At 70.2% G+C, this 21,585-nt stretch carries 18 protein-coding genes and 2 rRNA genes; 16 read left to right on the top strand and 4 right to left on the bottom strand.

Annotation, left to right across the window (positions count from 1 at the left end; all coding sequences use genetic code 11):
• The 3 genes from F4X11_06285 to F4X11_06275 form a co-directional block, all read left to right on the top strand.
• A 23S ribosomal RNA gene (locus tag F4X11_06285) occupies positions 1–57 on the top strand; the annotation flags it as partial.
• A 146-nt stretch (positions 58–203) separates the two neighbouring features.
• A 5S ribosomal RNA gene (rrf, locus tag F4X11_06280) occupies positions 204–320 on the top strand.
• Between the two features lie 77 nt (positions 321–397).
• Positions 398–1,135, top strand: coding sequence for a hypothetical protein (locus F4X11_06275; protein MYN64621.1), 738 nt, complete (start codon positions 398–400; stop codon positions 1,133–1,135).
• A gap of 35 nt (positions 1,136–1,170) precedes the next feature.
• Here F4X11_06275 and F4X11_06270 read toward each other — a convergent pair whose 3' ends face one another.
• A complete protein-coding gene (locus F4X11_06270) occupies positions 1,171–4,719 on the bottom strand; it encodes a tetratricopeptide repeat protein (GenBank protein MYN64620.1) in 3,549 nt (1,182 codons plus the stop codon).
• Between F4X11_06270 and F4X11_06265 the strand changes: the two genes are divergently transcribed.
• From F4X11_06265 to F4X11_06255, 3 genes are all read left to right on the top strand, one after another.
• Positions 4,553–6,058, top strand: a complete 1,506-nt coding sequence (locus tag F4X11_06265; GenBank protein ID MYN64619.1) for a peptidase M64 — start codon at positions 4,553–4,555, stop codon at positions 6,056–6,058. The genes F4X11_06270 and F4X11_06265 overlap by 167 nt on opposite strands.
• Positions 6,059–6,165: 107 nt before the next feature.
• Complete coding sequence (locus F4X11_06260; protein MYN64618.1) at positions 6,166–7,614, top strand: FAD-binding protein; 1,449 nt, start codon at positions 6,166–6,168, stop codon at positions 7,612–7,614.
• Positions 7,614–8,888, top strand: coding sequence for an FAD-binding oxidoreductase (locus tag F4X11_06255; GenBank protein ID MYN64617.1), 1,275 nt, complete (start codon positions 7,614–7,616; stop codon positions 8,886–8,888). Before F4X11_06260 ends, F4X11_06255 begins: the two co-directional genes overlap by 1 nt.
• 110 nt (positions 8,889–8,998) lie before the next feature.
• Here the strand turns inward: F4X11_06255 and glcF are convergent, their stop codons facing one another.
• A complete protein-coding gene (glcF, locus tag F4X11_06250) occupies positions 8,999–10,315 on the bottom strand; it encodes a glycolate oxidase subunit GlcF (GenBank protein MYN64616.1) in 1,317 nt (438 codons plus the stop codon).
• Positions 10,316–10,482: 167 nt separating this feature from the next.
• Here glcF and F4X11_06245 point away from each other — a divergent pair, with 167 nt between their 5' ends.
• Together F4X11_06245 and F4X11_06240 are read left to right on the top strand one after the other, a co-directional pair.
• The gene (locus F4X11_06245; GenBank protein ID MYN64615.1) at positions 10,483–11,463 is read left to right on the top strand and encodes a quinone oxidoreductase; all 981 of its coding nucleotides are present in this window, start codon (positions 10,483–10,485) and stop codon (positions 11,461–11,463) included.
• Positions 11,464–11,493: 30 nt separating this feature from the next.
• Positions 11,494–11,967, top strand: coding sequence for a RidA family protein (locus F4X11_06240; protein MYN64614.1), 474 nt, complete (start codon positions 11,494–11,496; stop codon positions 11,965–11,967).
• A gap of 25 nt (positions 11,968–11,992) precedes the next feature.
• On the opposite strand, the gene F4X11_06235 is transcribed toward F4X11_06240, so the two are convergent.
• Together F4X11_06235 and F4X11_06230 are read right to left on the bottom strand one after the other, a co-directional pair.
• Entirely contained in the window at positions 11,993–12,415 is a 423-nt protein-coding gene (locus tag F4X11_06235) for a putative toxin-antitoxin system toxin component, PIN family (GenBank protein MYN64613.1), read from the bottom strand.
• Entirely contained in the window at positions 12,412–12,711 is a 300-nt protein-coding gene (locus F4X11_06230; GenBank protein MYN64612.1) for a type II toxin-antitoxin system Phd/YefM family antitoxin, read from the bottom strand. The genes F4X11_06235 and F4X11_06230 overlap by 4 nt, the downstream gene beginning before the upstream one ends.
• A gap of 106 nt (positions 12,712–12,817) precedes the next feature.
• On the opposite strand from F4X11_06230, the gene F4X11_06225 reads away from it, so the two are divergent.
• From F4X11_06225 to F4X11_06190, 8 genes are all read left to right on the top strand, one after another.
• The gene (locus tag F4X11_06225; protein ID MYN64611.1) at positions 12,818–13,660 is read left to right on the top strand and encodes a formylglycine-generating enzyme family protein; all 843 of its coding nucleotides are present in this window, start codon (positions 12,818–12,820) and stop codon (positions 13,658–13,660) included.
• A 73-nt stretch (positions 13,661–13,733) separates the two neighbouring features.
• Positions 13,734–15,785: a thiamine pyrophosphate-binding protein gene (locus F4X11_06220; GenBank protein ID MYN64610.1), complete on the top strand. Its 2,052-nt coding sequence runs from the start codon at positions 13,734–13,736 to the stop codon at positions 15,783–15,785.
• A 17-nt stretch (positions 15,786–15,802) separates the two neighbouring features.
• Positions 15,803–16,297: a hypothetical protein gene (locus F4X11_06215; protein ID MYN64609.1), complete on the top strand. Its 495-nt coding sequence runs from the start codon at positions 15,803–15,805 to the stop codon at positions 16,295–16,297.
• The gene (locus F4X11_06210) at positions 16,281–16,721 is read left to right on the top strand and encodes a c-type cytochrome (protein ID MYN64608.1); all 441 of its coding nucleotides are present in this window, start codon (positions 16,281–16,283) and stop codon (positions 16,719–16,721) included. Before F4X11_06215 ends, F4X11_06210 begins: the two co-directional genes overlap by 17 nt.
• Positions 16,722–16,768: 47 nt before the next feature.
• The gene (locus tag F4X11_06205; protein ID MYN64607.1) at positions 16,769–17,251 is read left to right on the top strand and encodes a GNAT family N-acetyltransferase; all 483 of its coding nucleotides are present in this window, start codon (positions 16,769–16,771) and stop codon (positions 17,249–17,251) included.
• A 2-nt stretch (positions 17,252–17,253) separates the two neighbouring features.
• Positions 17,254–18,501 (top strand): DegT/DnrJ/EryC1/StrS family aminotransferase, encoded by a 1,248-nt coding sequence (locus F4X11_06200; GenBank protein ID MYN64606.1) that lies wholly within the window; start codon positions 17,254–17,256, stop codon positions 18,499–18,501.
• 27 nt (positions 18,502–18,528) lie between these two features.
• Positions 18,529–18,663, top strand: coding sequence for a hypothetical protein (locus F4X11_06195; GenBank protein ID MYN64605.1), 135 nt, complete (start codon positions 18,529–18,531; stop codon positions 18,661–18,663).
• Between the two features lie 138 nt (positions 18,664–18,801).
• Positions 18,802–21,582, top strand: a complete 2,781-nt coding sequence (locus tag F4X11_06190) for a hypothetical protein (GenBank protein ID MYN64604.1) — start codon at positions 18,802–18,804, stop codon at positions 21,580–21,582.
• The last annotated feature ends 3 nt before the right edge of the window (positions 21,583–21,585 follow it).

The raw sequence follows: 21,585 nt of genomic DNA, 5'->3' as shown, positions 1-21,585 counted from the left end.
GTAAGGCTTGCGAGAGCTTGAGCTTACTGGTACTAATCAGCCGTGAGGCTTGACCATATTCTTTCGCTCGAACGTCAGGGAAGCTGCCGTTTGTAGGGTATTCAGTTGAAGGCGCGACGGAGTGCCGCTCTTTGATACACGCAACGGATGTCGGGCGGCTTCGAGATGTCTCGAGGTCGGCGGGTGTTCGTTTGCTGCGGTTTTCCGGTGGTCATAGGAGAGGGGAAACACCCGTTCCCATGCCGAACACGGCAGTTAAGCCCTCTTCCGCCGATGGTACTGCGGGGGCAGCCTCGTGGGAGAGTAGGTCGCTGCCGGGAGTTACACGACGCCCGGACTCGAATTACGAGTCCGGGCGTTCTCTTTTGTGGACGGTCGTTGCAGGTGGAAAGGGGACATGACGCGGGACGAGGGTCGTACCGACGGTCGCGGGATTCCGGTGGAATGGGCGAGCGAGCGGAGAATTCGCGCGCGGAACACGGTGCTGTACCGACTGGCGCACTGGCCTATCTGGATTTGGGTGTTCTTTCTGGTGCCGGGGCCGCTGACGTTCGATCTGTTCGCGAACGGGTTCGACGTGCGGATGGGTGGATGGCTGGGGCTGGTTCTGGTCGGAACGGGTGTGGCGGGGTTGCGGGGGAGATTGCCGGGCGTGGAGCCGCGGCCGTACATCATCAGGTTCACGGAGGATCGGCCGAATCCGGTGTATCGGAGGGTGTGCTATACGTTTGCGTGGGGCGCGATTCTGTCGTTCGCGCTGTTGAATCTTGCGGGTCTGGTATGGGCGGTGGCGAGTGGCGAGTGGCGCATGCGCGCGGTTTACGAGGCCGGCTACTTTCCGATTGTGGGCGCTGTCTGGGCATTGGGAGCGGTGGGTTGGTTGCCGCGGGTGAAGGCGTCGACGCGGGGCGAGGGCCACGAGCGGCGTTTCTTCTACGGTTCGCTCTGGGCGGTGTGCCTCGCGCAGCCCGTGTTGTGGTTGCTGTGGGGAGTCCTGCCGCTGAACGCGACGGGGAACCTGCTGAAGCTGGCGGTGTTCTGCGGGCTGCTGGCGTTGGTCGGGTTGCTTGCGTATCGCGGCAAGCTGCCGCGGACGCGGCCGATCGTGCCTGGAGAGCTTGCCGTCAGTGACTAGCCGGCCGGGTCGCCGTTCGGCTGGGGGGAGCGCGGCTATCGGGCGCGGGCCCGGAGGCGCCGGGCGCGGTCGAGTTGGCCCTGGCGCTCGAGGGCGTCGGCGAGACCGGTCAGGGCGCCGGGGGAGTTGGGATTGAGAGCGAGGGCCGCGGCGAAATGCTGCACGGCGTCTTGTGCGCTGCCCGAGCGGAGATCGAGCAGGCCGAGGTTGACCTGGGTCCTGGCGTCCTGCGGGGCTGCCCGCTCGGCCTCCTGAAACGCGGTGCGGGCGGCGTCGAATCGCCCAAGGCTCGCAAGGGCGGCGCCAAGCAGATTCTGGGCTCTCGCGTCCGTCGGGTCGGCGGCGATCGCCTGCTCTCCGAGCAGCACGGCGGTCTCGAAGTCCTGCCGCAGGAAGGGGAGAGCCGCGGCGTAGTAGCGGGTGTCCGCATGTTGCGGGGCGTCGCGCGCCATTGAAGCGACGATCGGTGCGAGACGCGCGGCGTCGCCGGCGTCGGTCAGGAGGGACGCCAACTGCTCGCGCGCGGGGATGCTTGCCGGGTCCACGGTGACGGCGCGCTCCGCCGCAGAGACGGCGGCGTCGATGGCGCCCAGGGAGGCGAGCAGGCGGGAGCGTGCGATGTGCAGCATCGGTTCGGCTGGAATCGTGGAGGACAGTCGATCTAGCAGGGTGATGGCCTCCTGTTGCCGCTGACTCCCGCCGGCCGCGCGGGCGAGTTCCTGCAGGATGGCGGGGTTCGCCGGGTTCATGTCGGCGGCCCTCGACAGGTCCTCGTACGCCACGTCGAAAGCGGCCGCCCGCAATTGCATCCGGCCGCGATCGAGCCACTGGTCGGCCGTGGCGGATGCCAGCGCCGTCCGGATCGCCGGCGGCGCCGGATGGCGAGCGGCGAGGGAGCGCAGTTCGTCCAGGTCGGGTTGGGGGATGCGGTTGCCGCCGAGGATGCTTCGCGGGGCCGAGAACTCCAGGGCGTTGCGGTCGTCGGTCTGGATTCGCGCTCCTCCGCTGTACTGCTGCAGCACGTCCCCGCCGCCGACGTAGAGCGACAGCACGCTGAACGGATTCTGGATCCCGACGGCGGCCAGGTCCGTCGCCACGCCGGGCCGCTGCCAGTTCTCGGCGACGGCCTGCAGCCGGGGATCGATCGGGTCGAGACTACCGATCAACAGCAGGTCACCCTGGCCTACGTGCCACATCGCGCCATCCGGAAAAACGGCCAGGAAGGTGGCGACGATGGAGCGCAGGTCGGCATCGCTCATGTCGTAGGTGTGCGCCCATTGGCACAGAATGCCCCCGGGACGCAGGCGATCGCGGGCCGCCTGGAAGAACTCCCTCGTGAACAGGGTCGATACGCCGGCCATCCACGGATTCGACGGTTCGGAGACGATGACGTCGTAGCTTCGCGACGAGAGCAGCATGTGGGAGCGGCCGTCCCCGAGAATCAGCCGGGTCCGCGGGTCATCGAGAGCCCCGTGGTTCTCGGTCCGGAAGAACGCCGATGCCTCGACCACCTCGGCCGAGATCTCGAGCACGTCCGCGTGCTCGATAGGATGCCGCAGCGCGGCGCCGAGCGTGACGCCGCTGCCCAACCCGATGATGGCGACGTCGGTCGGGTCGGGATGCAACAGTAGCGGCAGGTGCGCCAGCAGGCTCTGGGTCAGCATGTCGGCCCCGTTCGAGGCGTCGACCTTGCCGTCTATCGCCAGCGCCACCCTGCCGGCGGACCTCCGGACCGATACGGTTCCCGCGGCGCCCTCCGCGTAGAAGAGAACGTCGCCCTCCTCGAGGCCGGTCTGCAGGTCGGGCACTTCAAGGAAGGGCGCGTACTTGTAGGCCCCACCCGAGATCAGCTTGGGATTCCAGTCGGGCGCGGTCCACCCGACGCCGACCGCGGCCAGCGCGGCGGCGGCGGCGGCCACCCGCGGGATGCCGGTCACCCGGGCGGCCAGCAGCAGCAGGCACCCGCCGGCGACGGAGAGGGCGCCGGCCAGGAGCACCGTCTGCTGGAGACCGAGGAGGGGCACGAGCGCGAAGCTCGCCAGCAGCGCGCCGGCGATCGCGCCGCAGGTGTTGGCCGTGTAGACGACGGCGACCTGGCTCGACAGCGCGTCGGGCCGTTGCGCGGTGGCGCCGACCGCCAACGGGAAGGCCGCTCCCAGCGCGAGGGTCATCGGGAGCAGCAGTCCTGCCGCCAACGTCACCTGGAGTGCCAGCACCGCCGCGAATGCCACGTCGGGCTGATCGACGGCGCGCGCCATGGCGAGCGTCGCCGGTCCGATGAAGCGCAGTGCGCCGAAGCCGCCCAGGGCGCCGAGGATCAGCGTCAAGCCGAGGAAGAAGACCTGCTGTCCCCGCCACCGCGCCAGCCACGCGCCGATTGCCGAGCCCGCGGCGAGCCCTCCGATGAACGTCGCGAGCATGGCGCTGAACGCGTAGGTGGTCGGACCCAGGATGAGCGCGAGGACGCGCGTCCAGGCGACCTCGTACGTGAGGGCGACGAAACCGGAGAGCGCCAGCGCCGCGGGAACGCGCCAGGCGCGGCCGGGGGCGACCGCGACGGGCCCGTCTGCTGCTTCGCCCTCGCCGTTGGCGGCAGCGGCGGCTGCACGCCGGCCGCGAGTCCGGTGAGGCGGCTTCTGCCGTTGCCGGGGCGCGGTCATGGCGGCTCCGGCAGGGATGGCCGCGTCGCTCCCGAACGCCGCCAACCCCAGCGCCCCGGCCGCGGAGGCGGCGTTCAGGATCACCGCGAAGAGGGCCGCACCGGTCAGGCCGAGCCACGGGAGAAGCACGAACCCGGCGCCCGCCGCTCCCAGCGCCGCACCCAGCGTGTTGGCCGCGTAGAGCGCCCCCGTTTCTCTGCCCCGGTTCGCCGTGGGACCGACGAACCAACGGACCGCGAACGGCAGCGTGGCTCCCATCGCCGCCGCCGGAGCGGCGAGTACCGTCAGGCTCGTGAGAACCCGGATCGGCCCGAACCACACGCTGCCGCCGTCCGCGTACGCGAGAGCCAGGAGAGGCCGGAAAGCGGCGAAGGCGAGCGGCACGAGCACCGCGCCCGCGGCTATCGCCGCCTCGAGCGCCGCATAGAGCCGCAGCGCCTGTCGTCGGTCGAGCCCGGGGGTCACGCGTCCGGCGAGCATCGCGCCACCGGCCATCCCGCCCATGAAGGCGGCGAGGACGGTGCCCACGGCGGTCACCGTGCTGCCCATGTGCAGCGTCAGCAGCCGGGCCCAGACCACCTCGTAGATGAGAGCCGCCGCGCCGGAGAGCAGGTAGACGAGAACGAAGAGCGCGCGTGACGTCCGGTGGTCGCGCATGTGCTCTCTGAGTATGGTGGCGAACGGGCTGCTGCGGCCGGTGTCGATACCCGTTCTACACCCGCGGTGGGTACGTGTCAACGGCGGTAGAATGTGCGGCATGCACGTCAAGCAAGGGCGGCGGCCGTGGTTCAAGGCGTCGGCGGCGGTCGCGCTGGCCGCCTGCGCGGCGGCTATCGGATTGGCATCCGGGAGCGGTGCGCCCGGACGCCGAGAAGCGGTCGGCCAGGCCGCGTCCGGCGCCGCAGGCTTCGACACGCACTTCATCGACAGGACGATGCGCGTGGATTACTTCCACTCGGGCGGGCGCGGCACGGAGATCTTCGCGCTCGACCGGGTGGTTTCGGATGGGCCGTGGGCGGGCAGCCGCACCCGGCTGGTCGACGATCTCAATCTCGGCAAGTACCTGTTCGAGGTGATCGACCGCCGGACGAACCGGGTGATCTATTCGCGCGGCTTCGCCTCGATCTACGGCGAGTGGGAAACGACGCCGGAATCGCGGGAGATCCATCGCACGTTCCACGAGTCGCTGCGGTTCCCCTGGCCGCGGCGGCCGGTGCAGGTGGTGCTGAAGGTGCGCGACGCCGAGAACAGCTTTCACGAGATCTGGTCGACCGTCGTGGATCCGGGCTCGCGCTTCGTCAATCCGACCGCCCGCGCGCCGGCCGGCGAGGTCTGGCCGCTGTTCACGAGCGGACCTCCGCAGGAGAAGGTCGATCTGCTGATCCTGGGCGACGGATACACGGAGGACGAGCTCGACAAGTTCCGGTCGGGCGCGACCCGGCTGACCGACGCGCTCTTCGAGGAGGAGCCGTTCCTGAGCCGGAAGAACGACTTCAACGTGTGGGGGATCGATCTTCCGTCGGCGGAGTCGGGGGTCAGCCGTCCGCGCGCCGGCCAATTCCGGCGCACACCGCTCTCGGTCGAGTACAACATCTTCGACTCGGAACGCTATCTGCTGACCTACGACAATCGGGCGCTACGGGACGCCGCGTCCGCCGCGCCGTACGAGTTCATCGAGATCCTCGTGAACGAGGAGCAGTACGGCGGAGGCGGGATATTCAACTTCCAGGCCACTGTGGCGGCCGACACCGGTTTCGCGGAGTACGTCTTCATCCACGAGTTCGGCCATCACTTCGCCGGGCTGGCGGACGAGTACTACACGTCGGACGTGGCCTACGAAACCGGCGCCGCCTATCACCCGGAGCCGTGGGAGCCGAACGTCACCGCGTTGCACGACCCCGACAATCTCAAGTGGGGCGACCTCGTCGACGCGGACACGCCGTTGCCGACACCGTGGGACAAGGAGGCCTTCGAGGCGGGGAGCACGGCGGCCCAGCGCGTGCGCCGCGACCTGCGCGAAACCGGCGCCCCCGAGAGCGAGATGGACCGCCTCTTCACCGAGCAGATGGAGCGGGAGACGGCCGCGCTGTCCGCGATGCCGCACGCCGGGAAGGTCGGCGCGTTCGAAGGCGCCTCGTACGAACCGACGGGGCTCTACCGGTCCGAGATCGACTGCATCATGTTCACGCGCAACCCGGTCGGTTTCTGCCGGGTCTGCCAGCGCGCGATCTCGCGCGTGATCGACCAGTACTCGCGGCCGTAACGGAAGGGACGCCGAACGGACGGCAGGCGCCGCCTCACCGGCCGGCGCCGGCGGACCCGACGAGTTGCAGCGGGCCGGAACCCGGCGCGCGGAAGGGATCGAACGACATGGAAAGCCACGTCATCACCGGGCTCGAGCGCATCGTCGGGCCGGACGGCATCGTGCGCGACGACGCCGAGCTGCTCACCTACGAGACCGACGGCCTCGTCAAGCTGCGCTCCAAGCCGGGCGTAGCGGTGCTGCCCACCTCGGCCGAACAGGTGCAGCGCGTCGTACGGCTCTGCCACGAGCACAAGGTCCCGTTCGTGGCGCGCGGTCAGGGGACCGGCCTGTCCGGCGGAGCGATGCCGCATCCCGACGGCGTGCTGATCGTGATGACGCGGATGAACCGCATCCTGGACGTCGACATTCCGAACCGCCGCATCACGGTCGAGCCGGGCGTGATGAACCTCGACGTCAGCAAGGCGGTGGCGGGCGCCGGCTATTACTACGCGCCCGATCCGTCGAGCCAGGTGATCTGCTCCATCGGCGGCAACCTCGCCGAGAACTCCGGCGGCGCGCACTGCCTGAAGTACGGCTTCACCGTGCACCACGTGCTCGGGGTGGAAGCGGTCCTGCCGGACGGCGAGCTGGTGCGCCTGGGCGGTCCGGCCCTCGATGCTCCCGGGCTCGACCTGCTCGGGGTGCTGGTCGGGTCGGAGGGCACGCTGGCCGTGGTCACGAAGGTCGTCCTCAATCTGCTGCGCAAGCCGGCCGCGGTCGAGACGCTGCTGGCCGCGTTCGACTCCACGGAGGCGGCGGGGAACGCGGTGTCCGGCATCATCGGGGCCGGGATCATTCCCGCCGCGGTGGAGATGATGGACCGGGTGACGATCGAGGCGGCCGAGGCGGCGGTCCACCCGAACTTCCCCAAGACCGAGGCGATCCTGATCGTCGAGCTCGACGGCGCCGAGGCGGACGTGTCGGCGCTCTTCACCCGCGTCGAGGAGGTCTGCAACGAGGCCCGCGCGAGCGAGATCCAGATCGCGCGCACGGCCGAGCAGCGGGCGCGCTTCTGGCAGGGCCGCAAGGCCGCCTTCGCGGCGATGGGGCGGGTCTCGCCGAGCTACTACGTCCAGGACGGCGTCATCCCGCGCACCCGGCTCCCTGAGGTGCTCAGCCGCATCCGCGATCTGTCGGAGCGATCCGGTCTCAAGATCGGCAACGTGTTCCACGCCGGCGACGGCAATCTCCACCCCCTGGTCTGCTACGACGAGCGGATTCCGGGGCAGGCCGATCTCGCGCAGGAGGTCGCATCCGAGATCCTGACCTACTGCCTCGACGCCGACGGTTCGATCACCGGCGAGCACGGCGTGGGCGCCGACAAGGCCGAGCACCTGCCGAAGATGTTCAGCGAGAGCGACCTCGACACGATGCAGCTCGTGCGGTGCGCCTTCGATCCCGGCTACATCTGCAACCCGGGCAAGGTGTTTCCGACGCCGCGACTGTGCGGCGAGGTGCCCGGGCCGTACAGGAGGCATCCGGCCGAGGCAGCGGGTCTGGCGGAGCGCGTTTGATGCCGGGTGCGACGACCGCCGCGCTGCTCGCTCGGCTTGCCGGGCGGGCGGGGCCAGGCGCCGCCGTGCGCGCAGGGGGCGATGACGACGCTGTCGACGGCGTACAGCCGCGCCTGGTGGCCGCGCTGGGGACGGGCGAGGGCGTGGCTGCGACGCTCGCCTGGGCGTCGTCCGAAGGGCTCTCGGTGCGGGTCTCCGGGGGTGGAACCAAGCAGCAGTGGGGGGCGCCCGGGGGGACCGTGGACCTGTCGCTCTCCACTGCCAGGCTCTCGAGGGTTCTGGAGCATCGGCACGGCGACCTGACCGCGACGGTGGAGGCCGGAGCGCCCCTGGGGTCGGTCAATGCGGCGCTGGGAACGCACGGCCAGCGCCTTCCCTGGGATCCGCCGTGGCCGGAGCGGGCGACCATCGGCGGCATCGTGGCCACCAACGACAGCGGTCCCCATCGCCACGGCCACGGCGCCCCGCGCGACTCCATCATCGGCGTGACGATAGCCCGCATGGACGGCCGAACGGCGAAGGCCGGCGGCATCGTCGTCAAGAACGTCGCCGGCTACGATCTCGCGCGCCTGCTGACGGGCTCCTTCGGTTGCCTGGGGGTCATCCTCACCGCGACCTTCAAGCTCGCGCCCGCGCCGCCGGCCTCGCGTACCGTGGAGGTGACGGTCGATTCCCTGGAGGATGCGACGCCTGTCGCCGCCGATCTCGCCGCCTCGTCGCTGACGCCGACGGCGATCGAGGTCGCCTGGGCGCCGGCGCGTCTGCTGGCGCGCTTCGAGTCGGTCGAGGCCTCCGTCGCCCAGCAGGCGGAGGCGGCCTGCGCCATCGTCGGCGAGCGCGGTTCCGCTGCCGTGCTCGGCGGGGAGGAGGAGCGGGCGGCCTGGGGCCGGCACGCGGCGCACTGGTCGCCGGGCGGGACCCTCGTCAAGCTGAGCACGGCGCCCGCGGAGCTGTTCCCGACGCTCGTCTGGCTGCGTGACCGCGCGGCGAAGGATGGAATCGAGATGGCGGCGGGGGGGCGCGCCGGACTCGGGGTGGTCGACTTGCGCCTCGACGGGCCCCTCGAAGCGCAGGCGGGTCTGATCGCCGCTCTCCGCGAGCGACTGCCGATCGGCCGCGGTTCGGCGGTAATCCGCAGGGGCGACGCGGCGCTGCGGCAACGCATCGATGCCTGGGGGGCGATCGGCGACGGGATGCGGGTGATGATGGCGATCAAGCGCCAGTTCGATCCGGCCGGCCTGCTGAACCCCGGCCGTGGCCCCGGCGGTCTGTAGCCCGGAGAGCGTCGCCGAACGCGACCGCTGCGGTCGCGCTGTGGCCTCCGCCTGCCGCCCACCAACCCTCCAGGAGTCGGCACGTTCGGCGCAGACGCTTGGCCGGGTAGCTACACGGAAACCTGACGCCCCTGGATCGACGCGTCGATGACTTCGACCAGGTGCATCGTTCGCAACGGCCGGCCCTCGCGCTCGAGCGCGCTGCCGAGCTGCAGCAGACAGCCCGGGTTCGACGACACGATGGCATCGGCTCCGGTCGACAGGACGTTCCTGGCTTTCCGCTGTCCCAGCTCGCCCGCCGCTTCCGGCTCCACCAGGTTGTAGATGCCGGCCGAGCCGCAGCAGAGCCCGCCCTCCGGGACGTCGCACACCTCCAGCTCGGGCACCGCGGCCAGCACCCGGCGCGGCTCGGCGCTCACTCCCTGAGCGTGCTGGAGGTGACAGGCATCGTGGTAGGCCACGCGCATCCTGATGGGGTGTCGCGGGGCGCGCGGCTCGAGCTCGGCCAGCACCTCCGAGACGTCGCGGCACTTGTCGGCTAGCGCCGCGGCGCGCGCCGCGTACCGCGGATCGTCCCGCAGGAGATGCCCGTACTCCTTCAGCGTCGAACCGCAGCCGGCCGCGTTGATCACGATCGCGTCCACGCCGGCCAGGGCCGGCTCGAACGCGTCGATGAAGCGCCGCGCCATCGTCTCGGCTTCGCTCTCGAGGCCGGAGTGCATCATCAACGCGCCGCAGCAGCCCTGCGCCTGCGGGATGACCACGTCGCAGCCCTCGGCCGCGAGCACGCGCGCCGTGGCGGCGTTGACCTCGCTGAAGAAGACCCGCTGCACGCAACCGAGCAGCAGGGCCACCCGTCGTCGGCGCCAGCCCTGCGCCGGGATCACTCCCGGCAGCGACGACCAGATGCCGCCGAACGTGATGGCTGGCGCCACCGCCTCCATGGCGCGCAACCGCGCAGGGAGCAGATTCAGCAACCCGCTGGCGCGCACCAGCCGTTGAATCCCCAGCCGCTGGTAGGCCCACAGCTTCAGCGCCACCCAGCGCAGGCGGCCGGGGTAGGGGAACAGCGAGAAGATCAGCCGGCGGAACAGCCGGTCGCCTGCCGGACGCTCCACGGCCCGCTCGATCTGCGGCCGCGCGGCTTCCACGAGCTTGTCGTACTGCACGCCGGAGGGGCACGCGGTCACGCACGCCATGCAGCCGAGGCAGGTGTCGAAATGTCGCGCGAACTCGGCCGTGATGGCCGCCTTGCCTTCGGTCGCCACCTTCAGCAGGTGAATCCGCCCGCGCGGCGAGTCGGTCTCCCGGCTCCACAGCGCGTAGGTCGGGCACGGGGGCAGGCAGAAGCCGCAGTGCACGCAGTCGGCGAGCAGGTCGGACGACGGCGGGTGGTGCGCGTCGAACGCGCCGGTGCTGGTGGCCATGTGTGCGGCTATGGTAGCGCAATGAGGTCGTGGGCTCTGCGTCGGGCGATGGCGGAGACCGCCTCCGTGACCGTTCGTCGGTCGTTGCCCGAACGGCCTCGATGCCCTCCGGCTGCTAAGATCGGCCAGCAACCCGTCGAACCCATCCGTCCAGCTCGGAGCCATCGATGACTCACGCGATTCGCATTCACGAAAACGGCGGCCCTGAAGCCCTGCGCTGGGAGGCCGTCGACGTCCCCGATCCGGGGCCGGGCGAAGCGGTGATCCGCCAGACCGCGTCGGGTCTCAACTTCATCGACGTCTACTTCCGGATCGGCCTGTACCCGGCGCCGTCGTTCCCGTTGACCATAGGCAACGAAGGGGTCGGCGTGGTCGAAGCCGTCGGCGATGGGGTAACCGAAGTCGTCGTCGGCGATCGGGTCACCTACTGCATGAGCCTCGGCAGCTATGCCCAGCGCCGGATCATCGGGTCGCGGTTCCTCGTGAAGATCCCGGACGGGATCACCGACGAGCAGGCGGCGGCGGTCATGCTGAAGGGCTGCACCGTGCAGTACCTCGTCCGGCGCACGCATGCCGTGCAGCCGGGCGAGACGGTCCTCTTTCACGCGGCCGCTGGCGGCACCGGCCTCATCGCCTGCCAGTGGCTCAAGCACCTCGGCGCCACGGTCATCGGCACCGTCGGCACCCGCGAGAAGGCGGAGCTGGCGAAGGCCCATGGCTGCGATCATCCGATCGTGTACACGGAGGAGAGCTTCGTCGACCGCGTCAAGGAACTGACCGGCGGCAAGGGCGTTCCGGTGGTCTACGATTCGGTGGGCAAGGACACGTTCGACGACTCGCTGCGCTGCCTGCAGCCGCGCGGGCTGATGGTGAGCTTCGGCAACGCGTCGGGCGCCGTCGAGCCGTTCAGGCCGGCGATTCTGGCCCAGAAGGGATCCCTGTTCCTGACGCGTCCGACCCTGGCGAACTACACGGCGACGCGGCAGGAGCTCGAGGAAACGACGGCCGAGCTGTTCGACGTCGTCGGCAGTGGAGCCGTGCGGATCGAGGTCAACCAGACGTACGCGCTCGAGGACGCCGCGCAGGCCCATCGCGACCTGGAGGCGCGGAGGACCACCGGATCGACGGTACTGCTGACCGGCGCCTAGACGACAGCGCCAGAGCATCAGGAGGAGACCATGAGGACTCGCGGAAACGGATTCGTCTTCGTCGCCGGCATCGTGATCGGCACACTGCTCTCGGGCGTGGTGGCCGCGTTGAACGCCACGCAGGATTCCTCGCCCCGCGCCATCAACCTGCCCGGCCGCACCACGACCGCGCCGTTCAGCGACGCGGTGCTGGCCGGCGACACGCTTTACGTCGCGGGCCGCCTCGGCATGGACCCGGAGACCGGCCGGCCGCCGGCGACCGCACAGCAGGAGGCGCGCAACGTCATGGACGGCATCCAGGCCGTGCTCGCCGAGGCCGACATGACGATGGACGACCTGGTCAGCGTCAAGGTCTTCTGCTCGGACGTCTCGCTTTACGGCGCCTTCAACAGCGTGTACCGCGAGTACTTCAACGAGGCTCCGCCCGCCCGCGCCTTCCTCGGATCGGGCACGCTGCTGTTCGGCGCGCGCTTCGAGGTGGCGGGGATCGCGGTCAAGGGGTGACGTCGAGACGGCCGGGCCGCGACGCTCAGGCCGGCGGAGGATTCGGTTCGCCGACAAGATCGACGAACTGCCGCGGCGTCAGCACGACTACATCCCGGCGGCCGCGCGGCGGGTAGTGTCGGAGATTGCCCGTGACCACTACGCTGCCGGTTGCCGCGGCGACCGCGAGGAACGGTGCGTCGTCAGGATCGGGCAGTCCAGCCGACCACGGTGCGGCGCCGACCACCTGCATCCCGAACGTGTCGACCGCCGCGAGCAGGTCGTCCACGCGGGACGGCGTCAGCCCGAGTTCGCTGCGGCGGAGCACTTCCTCGTACTCCTGCCGGATCGCCATGTCGAAGACCGGCTCGATGTATCCGCAGAGTGCAGCCTCGACGATCCATCCGGGTGGCCCGGTCGCGGAGAGCAGACCGGCGACGAGAACATTGGTGTCGACGACGACCTTCATCCGCGCGCTCGACGCGGACGGGCTCGACGAACACGTGCGATCAGGGCGTCGATTTCCTTCGCGGACATGCTTGCCGTTCCACGCGACCGGCTCTCGTCCCGGATCGCTCGCAGAGCTTCGAGTCCCCGTGCGCGGCGCACCGTCTCGATCGTTTCGTCGACCGTGCCGGCGTTCACAGGGAGCAATACCGCAACCGGTCGCCCGTTGGCGGTCAGGAGGGCCTCGCGCTCGCGGGCAAGAGACTCGCGTATCTGCCTCGGACGGGTGCGCAGGTCTCGAATGGTTACGGTCTTCACGCCTTGATCGTATCAGCGGCGTGTGACATAAGTCACCCGAATGTCGCCGACGTGATCCGTGTCGTTGTCCAAGATCAGGGGAGATGCCGTGCAGGAGTCGATACAGATGTCCGTCCGATCGATGCTCGGGCAGGCGGGCATGCTGCCGTCCTGCATGCGTGCCGCCGCGCTGGTAGCGCTGGGGGTCGGCCTGACCGCCGTGCCGGGCGCCGCGCAGACGATCGAGTTGCCGTGGGTGACGATTCCGGCCGGCACCTTCCGGATGGGGTGCGTGCCGGGCGACGCCGCGTGCCTCGACAGCGAGCGTCCGCGCCACGAGGTGACGCTGTCGACGTTCGACCTGATGGCGACGGAGGTGACCGTCGGCCAGTACGCGACGTTCGTGGCGGCGACCGGCTACGAGCTGCCGGCCGTCCCCGACTATCCGCAGGCCCCCGATCACCCGGCAGTCCACATGACCTGGCACGACGCCGAAGCGTTCTGCGGTTGGGCCGGCGGGCGCCTGCCCACCGAGTGGGAGTGGGAGTACGCGGCGCGGGCCGGGCATGACGGGCGCCTCTACTGGTGGGGTGACGAACTGACGCGCGACTACGCCAATTTCGGTACCGTGCAGTGCTGCAGCGGCGCTACCGGCGGCGCCGACGCCTGGCTGAACACGGCGCCGGTGGGGTCGTTTCCCTCCAACGACTTCGGACTCCACGACATGATCGGCAACGTCTGGGAGTGGGTGAACGGTTGGATCACCGTCCGCTATCCGGACGGGCCGCTGAGCGATCCGCAGCCGACCGAGACGGGCTATCTGCGCGTGATGCGCGGCGCGTCGTGGCTCAACTTTCCCAACGTGCTTCGGGTGTCGGTCCGCCTGCCGTTCTCGGCGGACGGGCACACCAGCAACGTCGGCGCACGCTGTGCCCGGGACACGCGGATGCTGTTCGTCTCCGCCGAGTGACGCGCCGCCTGCCGTGTTGCGCTGACGACCGGTTTGCCGCGCGCGTTGACACCCTTGCGGGCGCACGATTAGCATGCGTTCGCGCGGGCGTCGCCACCACGACGCATCGCCCAGTCACCGAGAGTACGGCACGAGTACGGCGGCGCCCAAGGCGCGTGTGGAGGATCTCATGAAAGCGAAGACGCGGAACGCGAAGCGGTCCGGCGGCACGGCGACGGAGTCACGGCGGGCGTTCATGCGCCAGGCGGTTCTGGGCGGTGCAGGCGCGACGGCGGCCGCTCTCGGCACGGGCCGTGCTGCGAGCGCGGCCGAGGAGGACGTCAAGCCGATCACCATTCCGAGCGAGTTCGAGAAGGCGAAGGCGGCCCCGCTGCCGGAGATCGACTTCCCGATGTCGGGCGCGCAGGTGTTCGCGCGGGCCTGCAAGGAAGAGGGGGTCAAGGCGCTGTTCTGCTGCCCGGGCAACTACGACGTGGTGCACGCCATCGGCGACATGGGCATCCCGACCTACTCGGGCCGCCACGAGGGCTCGCTGTGCCACGCGGCCGACGCCTTCTGCCGCGCCACCGGCGAGGTGGCGGCGACGTCCGGGACCGAGGGACCGGGCTTCACCGACATGATCTGCGCCATCTCGGCCGCCAACTCGGCCCGCTCCCCGATTCTCGTGCTCGCCAGCAACAAGACCATCTTCGCCGAGGACACCGAGCAGGGCATCCAGGACCAGAACCAGCAGCCGCTGACCGAGGGCATCAAGAAGTACGGCAAGCGGCTCATCACGCCCGCCCGCACCTGGGAGTACGCCGGCTACGCGTTCCGGCAGCTCAAGAGCGGCGTGCCCAAGCCGGTGCACCTCGACTTCCCGGCCGAGATCGCCCGCGCCCGGTTCACCGATCCGATCGACGTCGAGTACTTCTACGACAAGACCAAGTACCGCACCGACGCCAGGCCGCATCCCGACCCGCAGGCGATCGACCGGGCGGTCGAGCTGCTGCGGAGCGCCGAGCGGCCGGTCATCGTGTCGAGCAACGGCGTCCTCTACAGCAAGGCGTGGGACGCGCTCCGGAAGCTGGCCGAGCGCGCGCACATCCCGGTGGTCGAATCGGGCGCCATGAAGGGCCAGTTCCCGGCCGAACACGAACTGTCGGCCGACGCGGCGCCGATGGCGTTGATGAGCGCGGACGTCGTCCTGCTCGTCGGCCAGTACTGCATGCCGACGCTCGGGGAGTTCGCCTTCGGGCCCGATGCGCGCTACATCCGCATCGATCCGGGCGCGGAGGACATCGGGCGCAATCTTCCCATCGACGTCGGCATCGTCAGCGACGAGCGCGCCGCCCTCGAGGCCCTGGCCGCCGCGATGCCGCGCCAGCGGCGGGAAGCGTGGGTGGCCGAGGTGGCCGCGGCCCGCGAGGCGTTCGAGGCGGAGAACGAGGAGTACTACCGGACCGGGCTGGGGTACACCGACGCGGTGCATCCGGCGGTCATCGGCAAGGAGCTGGCCGACTTCCTGCACCACGGCGACCTGCCGGCGGACCGCACCACGATCCTGCAGGGCGGCTACGGCATCGCGCGCTACACGCGGCGCTACCTGCGCGCGCACCGGCCGGCGCAGATCATCAACGGCGCGTACCAGTACGGGGCGATCGGCCCGGACATCGGCTACACCGTCGGCGTCGCGGCGGCCGTCCGCCACGGCGTCGGGGCGCAGGCGGGCTTCGAGGGCCACCCGGTGATCGGCATCACCGGCGACGGCGGGTTCGGCTACACCGCGATGGAGGTCGAGACGCTGTCCAAGTACCGCTTCCCTGCCGTCATCGTCGTCTACAACAACAACGCGTGGGGCACGTGGACCGGCCAGCGCAACAACACCATCGGGCTCCCCGTGCACCTGTTCCAGGAGAACCTGCGGTACGACAAGCTCGGCGAAGCGCTCGGGGCGCACGGCGAGTACGTCACGCGGCCCGACGAGATGCGGCCGGCCCTCGAGCGGGCCTACCAGGTGGCGCTCGACGAGAGCCGTCCGAGCGTCGTCAACGTGCAGGCCAAGAAGGAGTTCTGGGTGCGCGACCAGTATCCGCCCGGGTTCCTCGGCAAGATCGAGCCGGGCGTGATGTCCTACTACCACTAGTGGAGGGACGTCGGCGCGTGCGGATGGAGGGGCGCGGGCCGCTGCACGACGGCCTGGCCGAGGTGCGGGCGCGGTTGCAGGAGTACGCCGAGCGGGGCGTGTTTCGAGGGCTGGCCGAGCGGCCGGCCCGCCGGGGACGGCACGAGTTCACGTTCCGCTGGCTGGCGCCGTCGCCGTTCACGCTGAGCTACGATTCCGCGTCCGGCACCCTTGCGTTCCGCGATCTGCTGCCGAACGTGCCGGCGCGATCGCCTCTTGCGGGCGCATTGCGGCGGTTCGTTCGGGGACGCACCGCGGTCGAGTTGCCGCCGCACCGCCGGGTCGATCCCGAGCGCGCGGACGTGCGCTGCTTCGTCCGGCGGTCCGCACTCTCTCTCGAGGTGGTGGCCCGCGAGCATCATCACGGTTACGGCGTGAACCGGGCGGTGAACCTGGTCCACGAGATCTTCATGCATCTGCACACCTACTTTCCCGAGTACATGTGGGAGAACTTCGATGCGCCGCAGGAATGAGAATGTGAAGTTCGCGCCGGCCGCTGCGTTGCTGGTCATCGCCGCCGCGTTTGCGTTCCTCGTCACCGCCGCCGCGGCCGCCGCGCAGGAACCTCCCGCGGAGCCTCACGAGCGCGCGGACGCGCAGGCGTTGGAGAACCCGGTCGAGCCGACCCGCGAGTCGCTGGTCGCCGGCCGGCAGCGCTACGTCTTCCTGTGCCGGCAGTGTCACGGCAACCGCGGCGCGGGAGACGGCGACATGTCGCATGCGGGTGGCATCCCGTCCGACTTCACCGACGACGTGTGGACGCACGGCGCGAGCGACGGCGAGATATTCACGGTGATCAAGGAGGGCGTGACCGCCGACATGCAGGGCTACGGCAACCAGCTCCGCGACGAGGACATCTGGAACCTCGTCAACTACATCAAGAGCCTGTCGCGCTAGGAGCCCGTGGTGGTAACCCGCCGGCACCGGCAGCCGCGAGGTCGGACGTGAGCGACGGTGTGAGCTATCGCGCCATGCAACCCGGCGAAGCAGCCGCCGTCTCGGCGCTGATTCTCTCGTCGTTCGACGAGTTCATCGGCCCGGAGCTGACCTCCGAAGGAAACGCCGAGTTCCGCCGGTTCGTCGCGCCCGAGACGATCGAGGCGCGTACCGCCGAGGACCACTTCGTCCGCGTGGCGACCGTCGACGGCGTTCTGGCCGGCATGATCGAGATTCGGGAGAACAACCACGTCGCACTCCTTTTCGTCGACAAGGCGCACCAGCAGCACGGCATCGCGAAGGGCCTGCTGCATGCGGCGCTAGCGGACGCCCGCGCCGCGGACCCGGACCTCGAGCGCGTGACGGTCAACTCGTCGCGCTACGGCGTGCCGGCCTACGAGAAGCTCGGCTTTCGCCAGACCGGACCCGAGCGCGCGGTCAACGGCATCGCTTTCATCCCGATGGCGATGCGCCTCGACGCGGATCTCTGAACGTGCGCGTCCCGTTTCTCGACCTGGCCGCCCAGCTCGAGACCACGCGGCCGGCCATCGAGCGGGCCGTGCTGGACGTCGTCGCTTCCGGCCGCTACGTGGGCGGACCGGTGCTCGAAGCGTTCGAGCGGGCGATGGCCGACTACATCGGCGTCGACCACGCGATAGGCGTTTCCTCCGGCACGGACGCTTTGCTCGTCTCGCTGATGGCCCTCGACGTGGGCCCCGGCGACCTCGTCGTCACGACGCCGTACTCGTTCTTCGCCACAGCCGGCGTGGTGGCCCGGCTGGGCGCCACCCCGGTGTTCGTCGACATCGATCGCCCCACGTTCAACATGGACCCCGCGCGTCTGGTCGACTGGTTCGAGCGCGAGCCGGAGCGGCGGTCACGGGTGAGGGCGATCGTTCCGGTGCACCTGTTCGGGCAGTGCGCCGACATGGCGCCCATCCTCGAACTGGCCGCCGAGCATGGGATTCCGGTCGTCGAGGACGCGGCGCAGGCGCTGGGCGCGCGCTATCCCGGCGGCGGCGGGAATGGGGTCGGCCACGCCGGCGGCAGCCGCGGCGCCGGGGGCGGCGGTCGGGATGTCGAAGGCGGAGGTTGCGGCGACGGGCCGGCCGGCAGCAAGGGCACGCTTGCGTGTTTCTCCTTCTATCCCACCAAGAACCTGGGGGCCATGGGTGACGCCGGCCTCGTGGCCACCTCGGACGCCGTTCTGGCGGAACGGGTGCGCCGGCTGCGCAACCACGGCGCGCACACCGAGTACCGGCATCCCGAGGTGGGTGGCAACTTCCGCCTCGACACGCTGCAGGCAGCAATCCTCGCTGCGAAGCTGCCGCATCTCGACGGATGGCACGCCCGGCGCCGCGAGCGCGCCGCGTACTACGACGAGCACCTGGCGGTTCCGGGCATCGAGCTGCCCGTGGCCGCCTGGGGCCGTGAGCGCCACACGTATCACCAGTACGTGATCCGGGTACCCGAGCGACGAGACGCCCTGCGCGCTCGCCTCGCGGCGCGGCAGATCGACACGATGATCTACTACCCGGTGCCGCTCCATCGGCAACCGTGCTTCCATCACCTTGGTCACGCGGCCGGCGCGTTCCCTTGCAGTGAGGACGCTGCGGCCCGGTCGCTCGCGCTGCCGATCTACCCGGAACTCACTCCGGCGATGCAGGACCGTGTGATCGAGGAGACCGCGGCGTTCTATAGCGGAAGCCCGGCTTCGGACATGGAATCGATGGTCCGGTGATGCTGGCGGGAGTTATAGTGATGTCACCTGAAGGGTGAGCTTCGCGGCCTGCGCCGGACCCGTGTCGGCGACTGCCGCATCGTCTACGAAGTCCTCGACGAGGTGCTCGTCGTTCTCGTCGTGCGGGTAGCACATCGCCGCGACGTCTATCGCCGCCGGTGACCGCGGACGTGTTTCGAAAGTTGAACGAGATGTTCCGCGAGAAATAAGATATCGCCACCGAAGCTGGCCCTCGACGGTCCACGTCCCTCGGCTTGCCGCCGTTGAAGCGCTTTTCGAATTCCTGCGAACGAACGACACGTGCCCGGCAGGCGCAAACGCGGCAATCGCAAACGGTCGGCGCCGGGCCGCGCCCCGCGTGCATCCCCCCGGCGCCTGCTGGATCAGGCGCGAGAACTGCTCGCCGCGGGAGACGGGCGCAAGGCGCTCGATCTGATCCGACAGGTGCGGGATCGGGACGACAGTCTGGCGGGGCTGCCGCTGGTCTCCTTCTGCGCCTCCATGCAGCGCGCCCGCCAACTCGCGGCGAAGGGGATGCTCAAGGAAGCGGCCACCATGCGCGCCCGGGCCGACGGCTATCGGGCGTCCATGTCCCTGCCGGCGCTGTCCGAGGACGAGTGGGTCCAGTACGTCCGGTACCTGGACGGCGGGGACGCGCTGGCGGCCTACGCGGACCACCTGGACCGCGGGACGTCCCTGCCTCGCGTGGAGCGGGTGCTGGCGGACCGCCTGGTCGTCCAGCGGTTCTGGGCCGCTCTCGACGTCTTCGACGAGACCCATCCGCTACGCCGGGACGCCGCGGCGGTCAGGTCGGGTCTCCACGCGATGGATGCCGGCGACTGGGTGCAGGCCGCGAACCGGTTGCAGGGGGTGCCCCGGCGCTCGCCCTTCGCGGCCTGGCGTCTGTTCTGCAGGGCCATGGTCTGTTTCGGCGCGGGCGACGACGACGGGTTGCGCCGCATCCTCGACCGCCTCCCGGACGACTTCGCCCTGGCCCGCACGGTCGCCGAATGGCGGCGCTTCGTGGGCCGCGACGCCGCCGGCAACGGCCGCCCGGGGGCGCCGAAGGAGTCGGAGGGCGGGAACCGGCGCGTGGCGGCCCTCGCCGGTGAATTGAAGCGGGCGCTCCACAACGGCAGCGTGCGCGCGGCGGGGACGGCGATCGAGCGTCTGGCCGACGCCCTCTACCCCGAGGACCCGGCGCGGGCCCGGATCGACCTGGTGGAGATCGCGGGGCTGGCCACGCTTCGGGACCTGCTTCCCGGCAGCGCGATCCAGCACCTGTCGCGGCTCCTGTTGCCTGCCGATCGGGTGATCGGGGTCGCGGCCCGCATCCTCCTCGCGAGACAGCAGATCGTGCCTGCGGCGTGGAATCCCGTGCCGACCGTCGCGCTCGTCGACGCGCTGCCGGTGGAGTTTCCGCGGGCGCAGGATCGGGCACTCGCACGGGCGTGCCTGCTGGAGGCGCTGGCGCGCACGGGACGCAAGGCCGTGGATCCGGAGCTCCTGCCCCCCGAGATGGCGGAGGATCTGCGCACGCTGCTCGGCCGACCCGTGGAGGATCCGGGCCTGGTCTTGGTCGAGCTGATGTTCGCGAGTCTCGAGGCCGATCCCGACAACCGCGACGGCTACCTCTTTCTGCTCGATCTCCTGCGGGGACGGACCGGCGGCAAACCGAGACTGCAGCGTGTCCTGCAGGATATGGCGGGCCGGTTCCCCGACGACTCGACCCCCTGGCTGGAGCTGGCCACCCTCCACTATTCGAGGAACGCGTACCGCCAGGCCGAGGGCGCGCTGGAGGAGGCCCGCCGGCGCGCGCCCCACGACGACCGGCTCCTGGATCTGCAGGCCGTCGGCTTCCTCAAGTCCGCCGATCAGAGCCGAAGGAAGGGTCGGTTCGCGCTTGCGGTCCGGGACCTGGAGCGGGCCCAGGACCTGGGGCGCCGGGTGATCGAATCCGTCCTGCCGGCGAAATGGCTGCTGCTGGAAGTCGTGTCGGGCGATGCGGACACGTCCGCCACGGTTGCCCGCCAGTTGGAAGGCCTGCCGCCGGGCGCGCAGCTTCGGATGCTCGCGTTGCTCCTCCGAGACCTGTACGACAACAACGACGTGAGGAACACCACACCGGAAATGGCCGATGCCGTGTGGCGCCTGCTGGCCGACGGAGTCTCTCGCACCGGCGAGTGCACGCCGGACGAGATCGTCCAGGTGCTCGAACCGCTGCCCACCGAGCTCGACCTCCTCTACGGCGATCGGCACGTGGCGGCGACGTTTACCCGCTGGTGGCCCGCGCTCCTCGAACGCGTGGACGGAGAACGCCTGCCCGTCGTCCTCGACATTCTGATGGACTGCGACAGACAGGATGAGGTTCGGGCCGCGATCGAACGCCGGCTGCGCGGCGTCAGGAAGGCCCGGCGCGATCCGCTGCTGCTCTTCTATCTGGCCGTGACCCGCTACGAGGAGGGCAGCGACCACGACGCCCGGCGCTTCCGCGACGTCCTGAAGAAGGCGGACGCCGCGACGCGGGAACGGCTGCGGGCAGCCGCCGCGAGGCTCGCCCGGCACACCGAGGAACCGTTGCGGAACGCTCTGCAGACGTTCGACTTCGAACCGCTGGATGTGGGGCCGGGTCCGTTCGGCCCGGGACCGCCTCCGGGGCTGGAGGCCTTTCTGGCGGCGCTCGAGGAGCAGTTCAAGGCCGCGGGTGTGCCGCGCGCACCGGCCGCCCTGATGCGGCCGGTCCCGCCGGACCCCGGCGATCCCGCGCTGGTCGAACGGTTCCGGCTGGCGTTGACGGAGGCACCGCCGCACGCCGCGCAACAAGGGATGTTGTTCGACCGGCGAATATACGACGAGCTGGATCGCCTGGACGAACTGATCGACGACACCCGACTGCGCGGCGAGCCCCGGCCCCTGTTGCGGGAGCTCGCCGGGAACCTGCGGGCCGACGAGGAAACGCGGCAGGAGCTCGATCGGGTGGCGCGCGGCTGCCTGACGGCCGGCCTGCGCGACCGGTTGACGCCGGAGCTGCACGCCCTGCTGTTCCCCCGCAAGGGCAAGGAAAAGAAGCGGCGCCGCTAGGAG

This window comes from Acidobacteriota bacterium, assembly GCA_009861545.1.
GTDB lineage: Bacteria > Acidobacteriota > Vicinamibacteria > Vicinamibacterales > UBA8438 > WTFV01.
The sequence above is the reverse complement of the archived record's forward strand: the minus strand, read 5'-3'. Positions and strand labels throughout refer to the sequence as shown.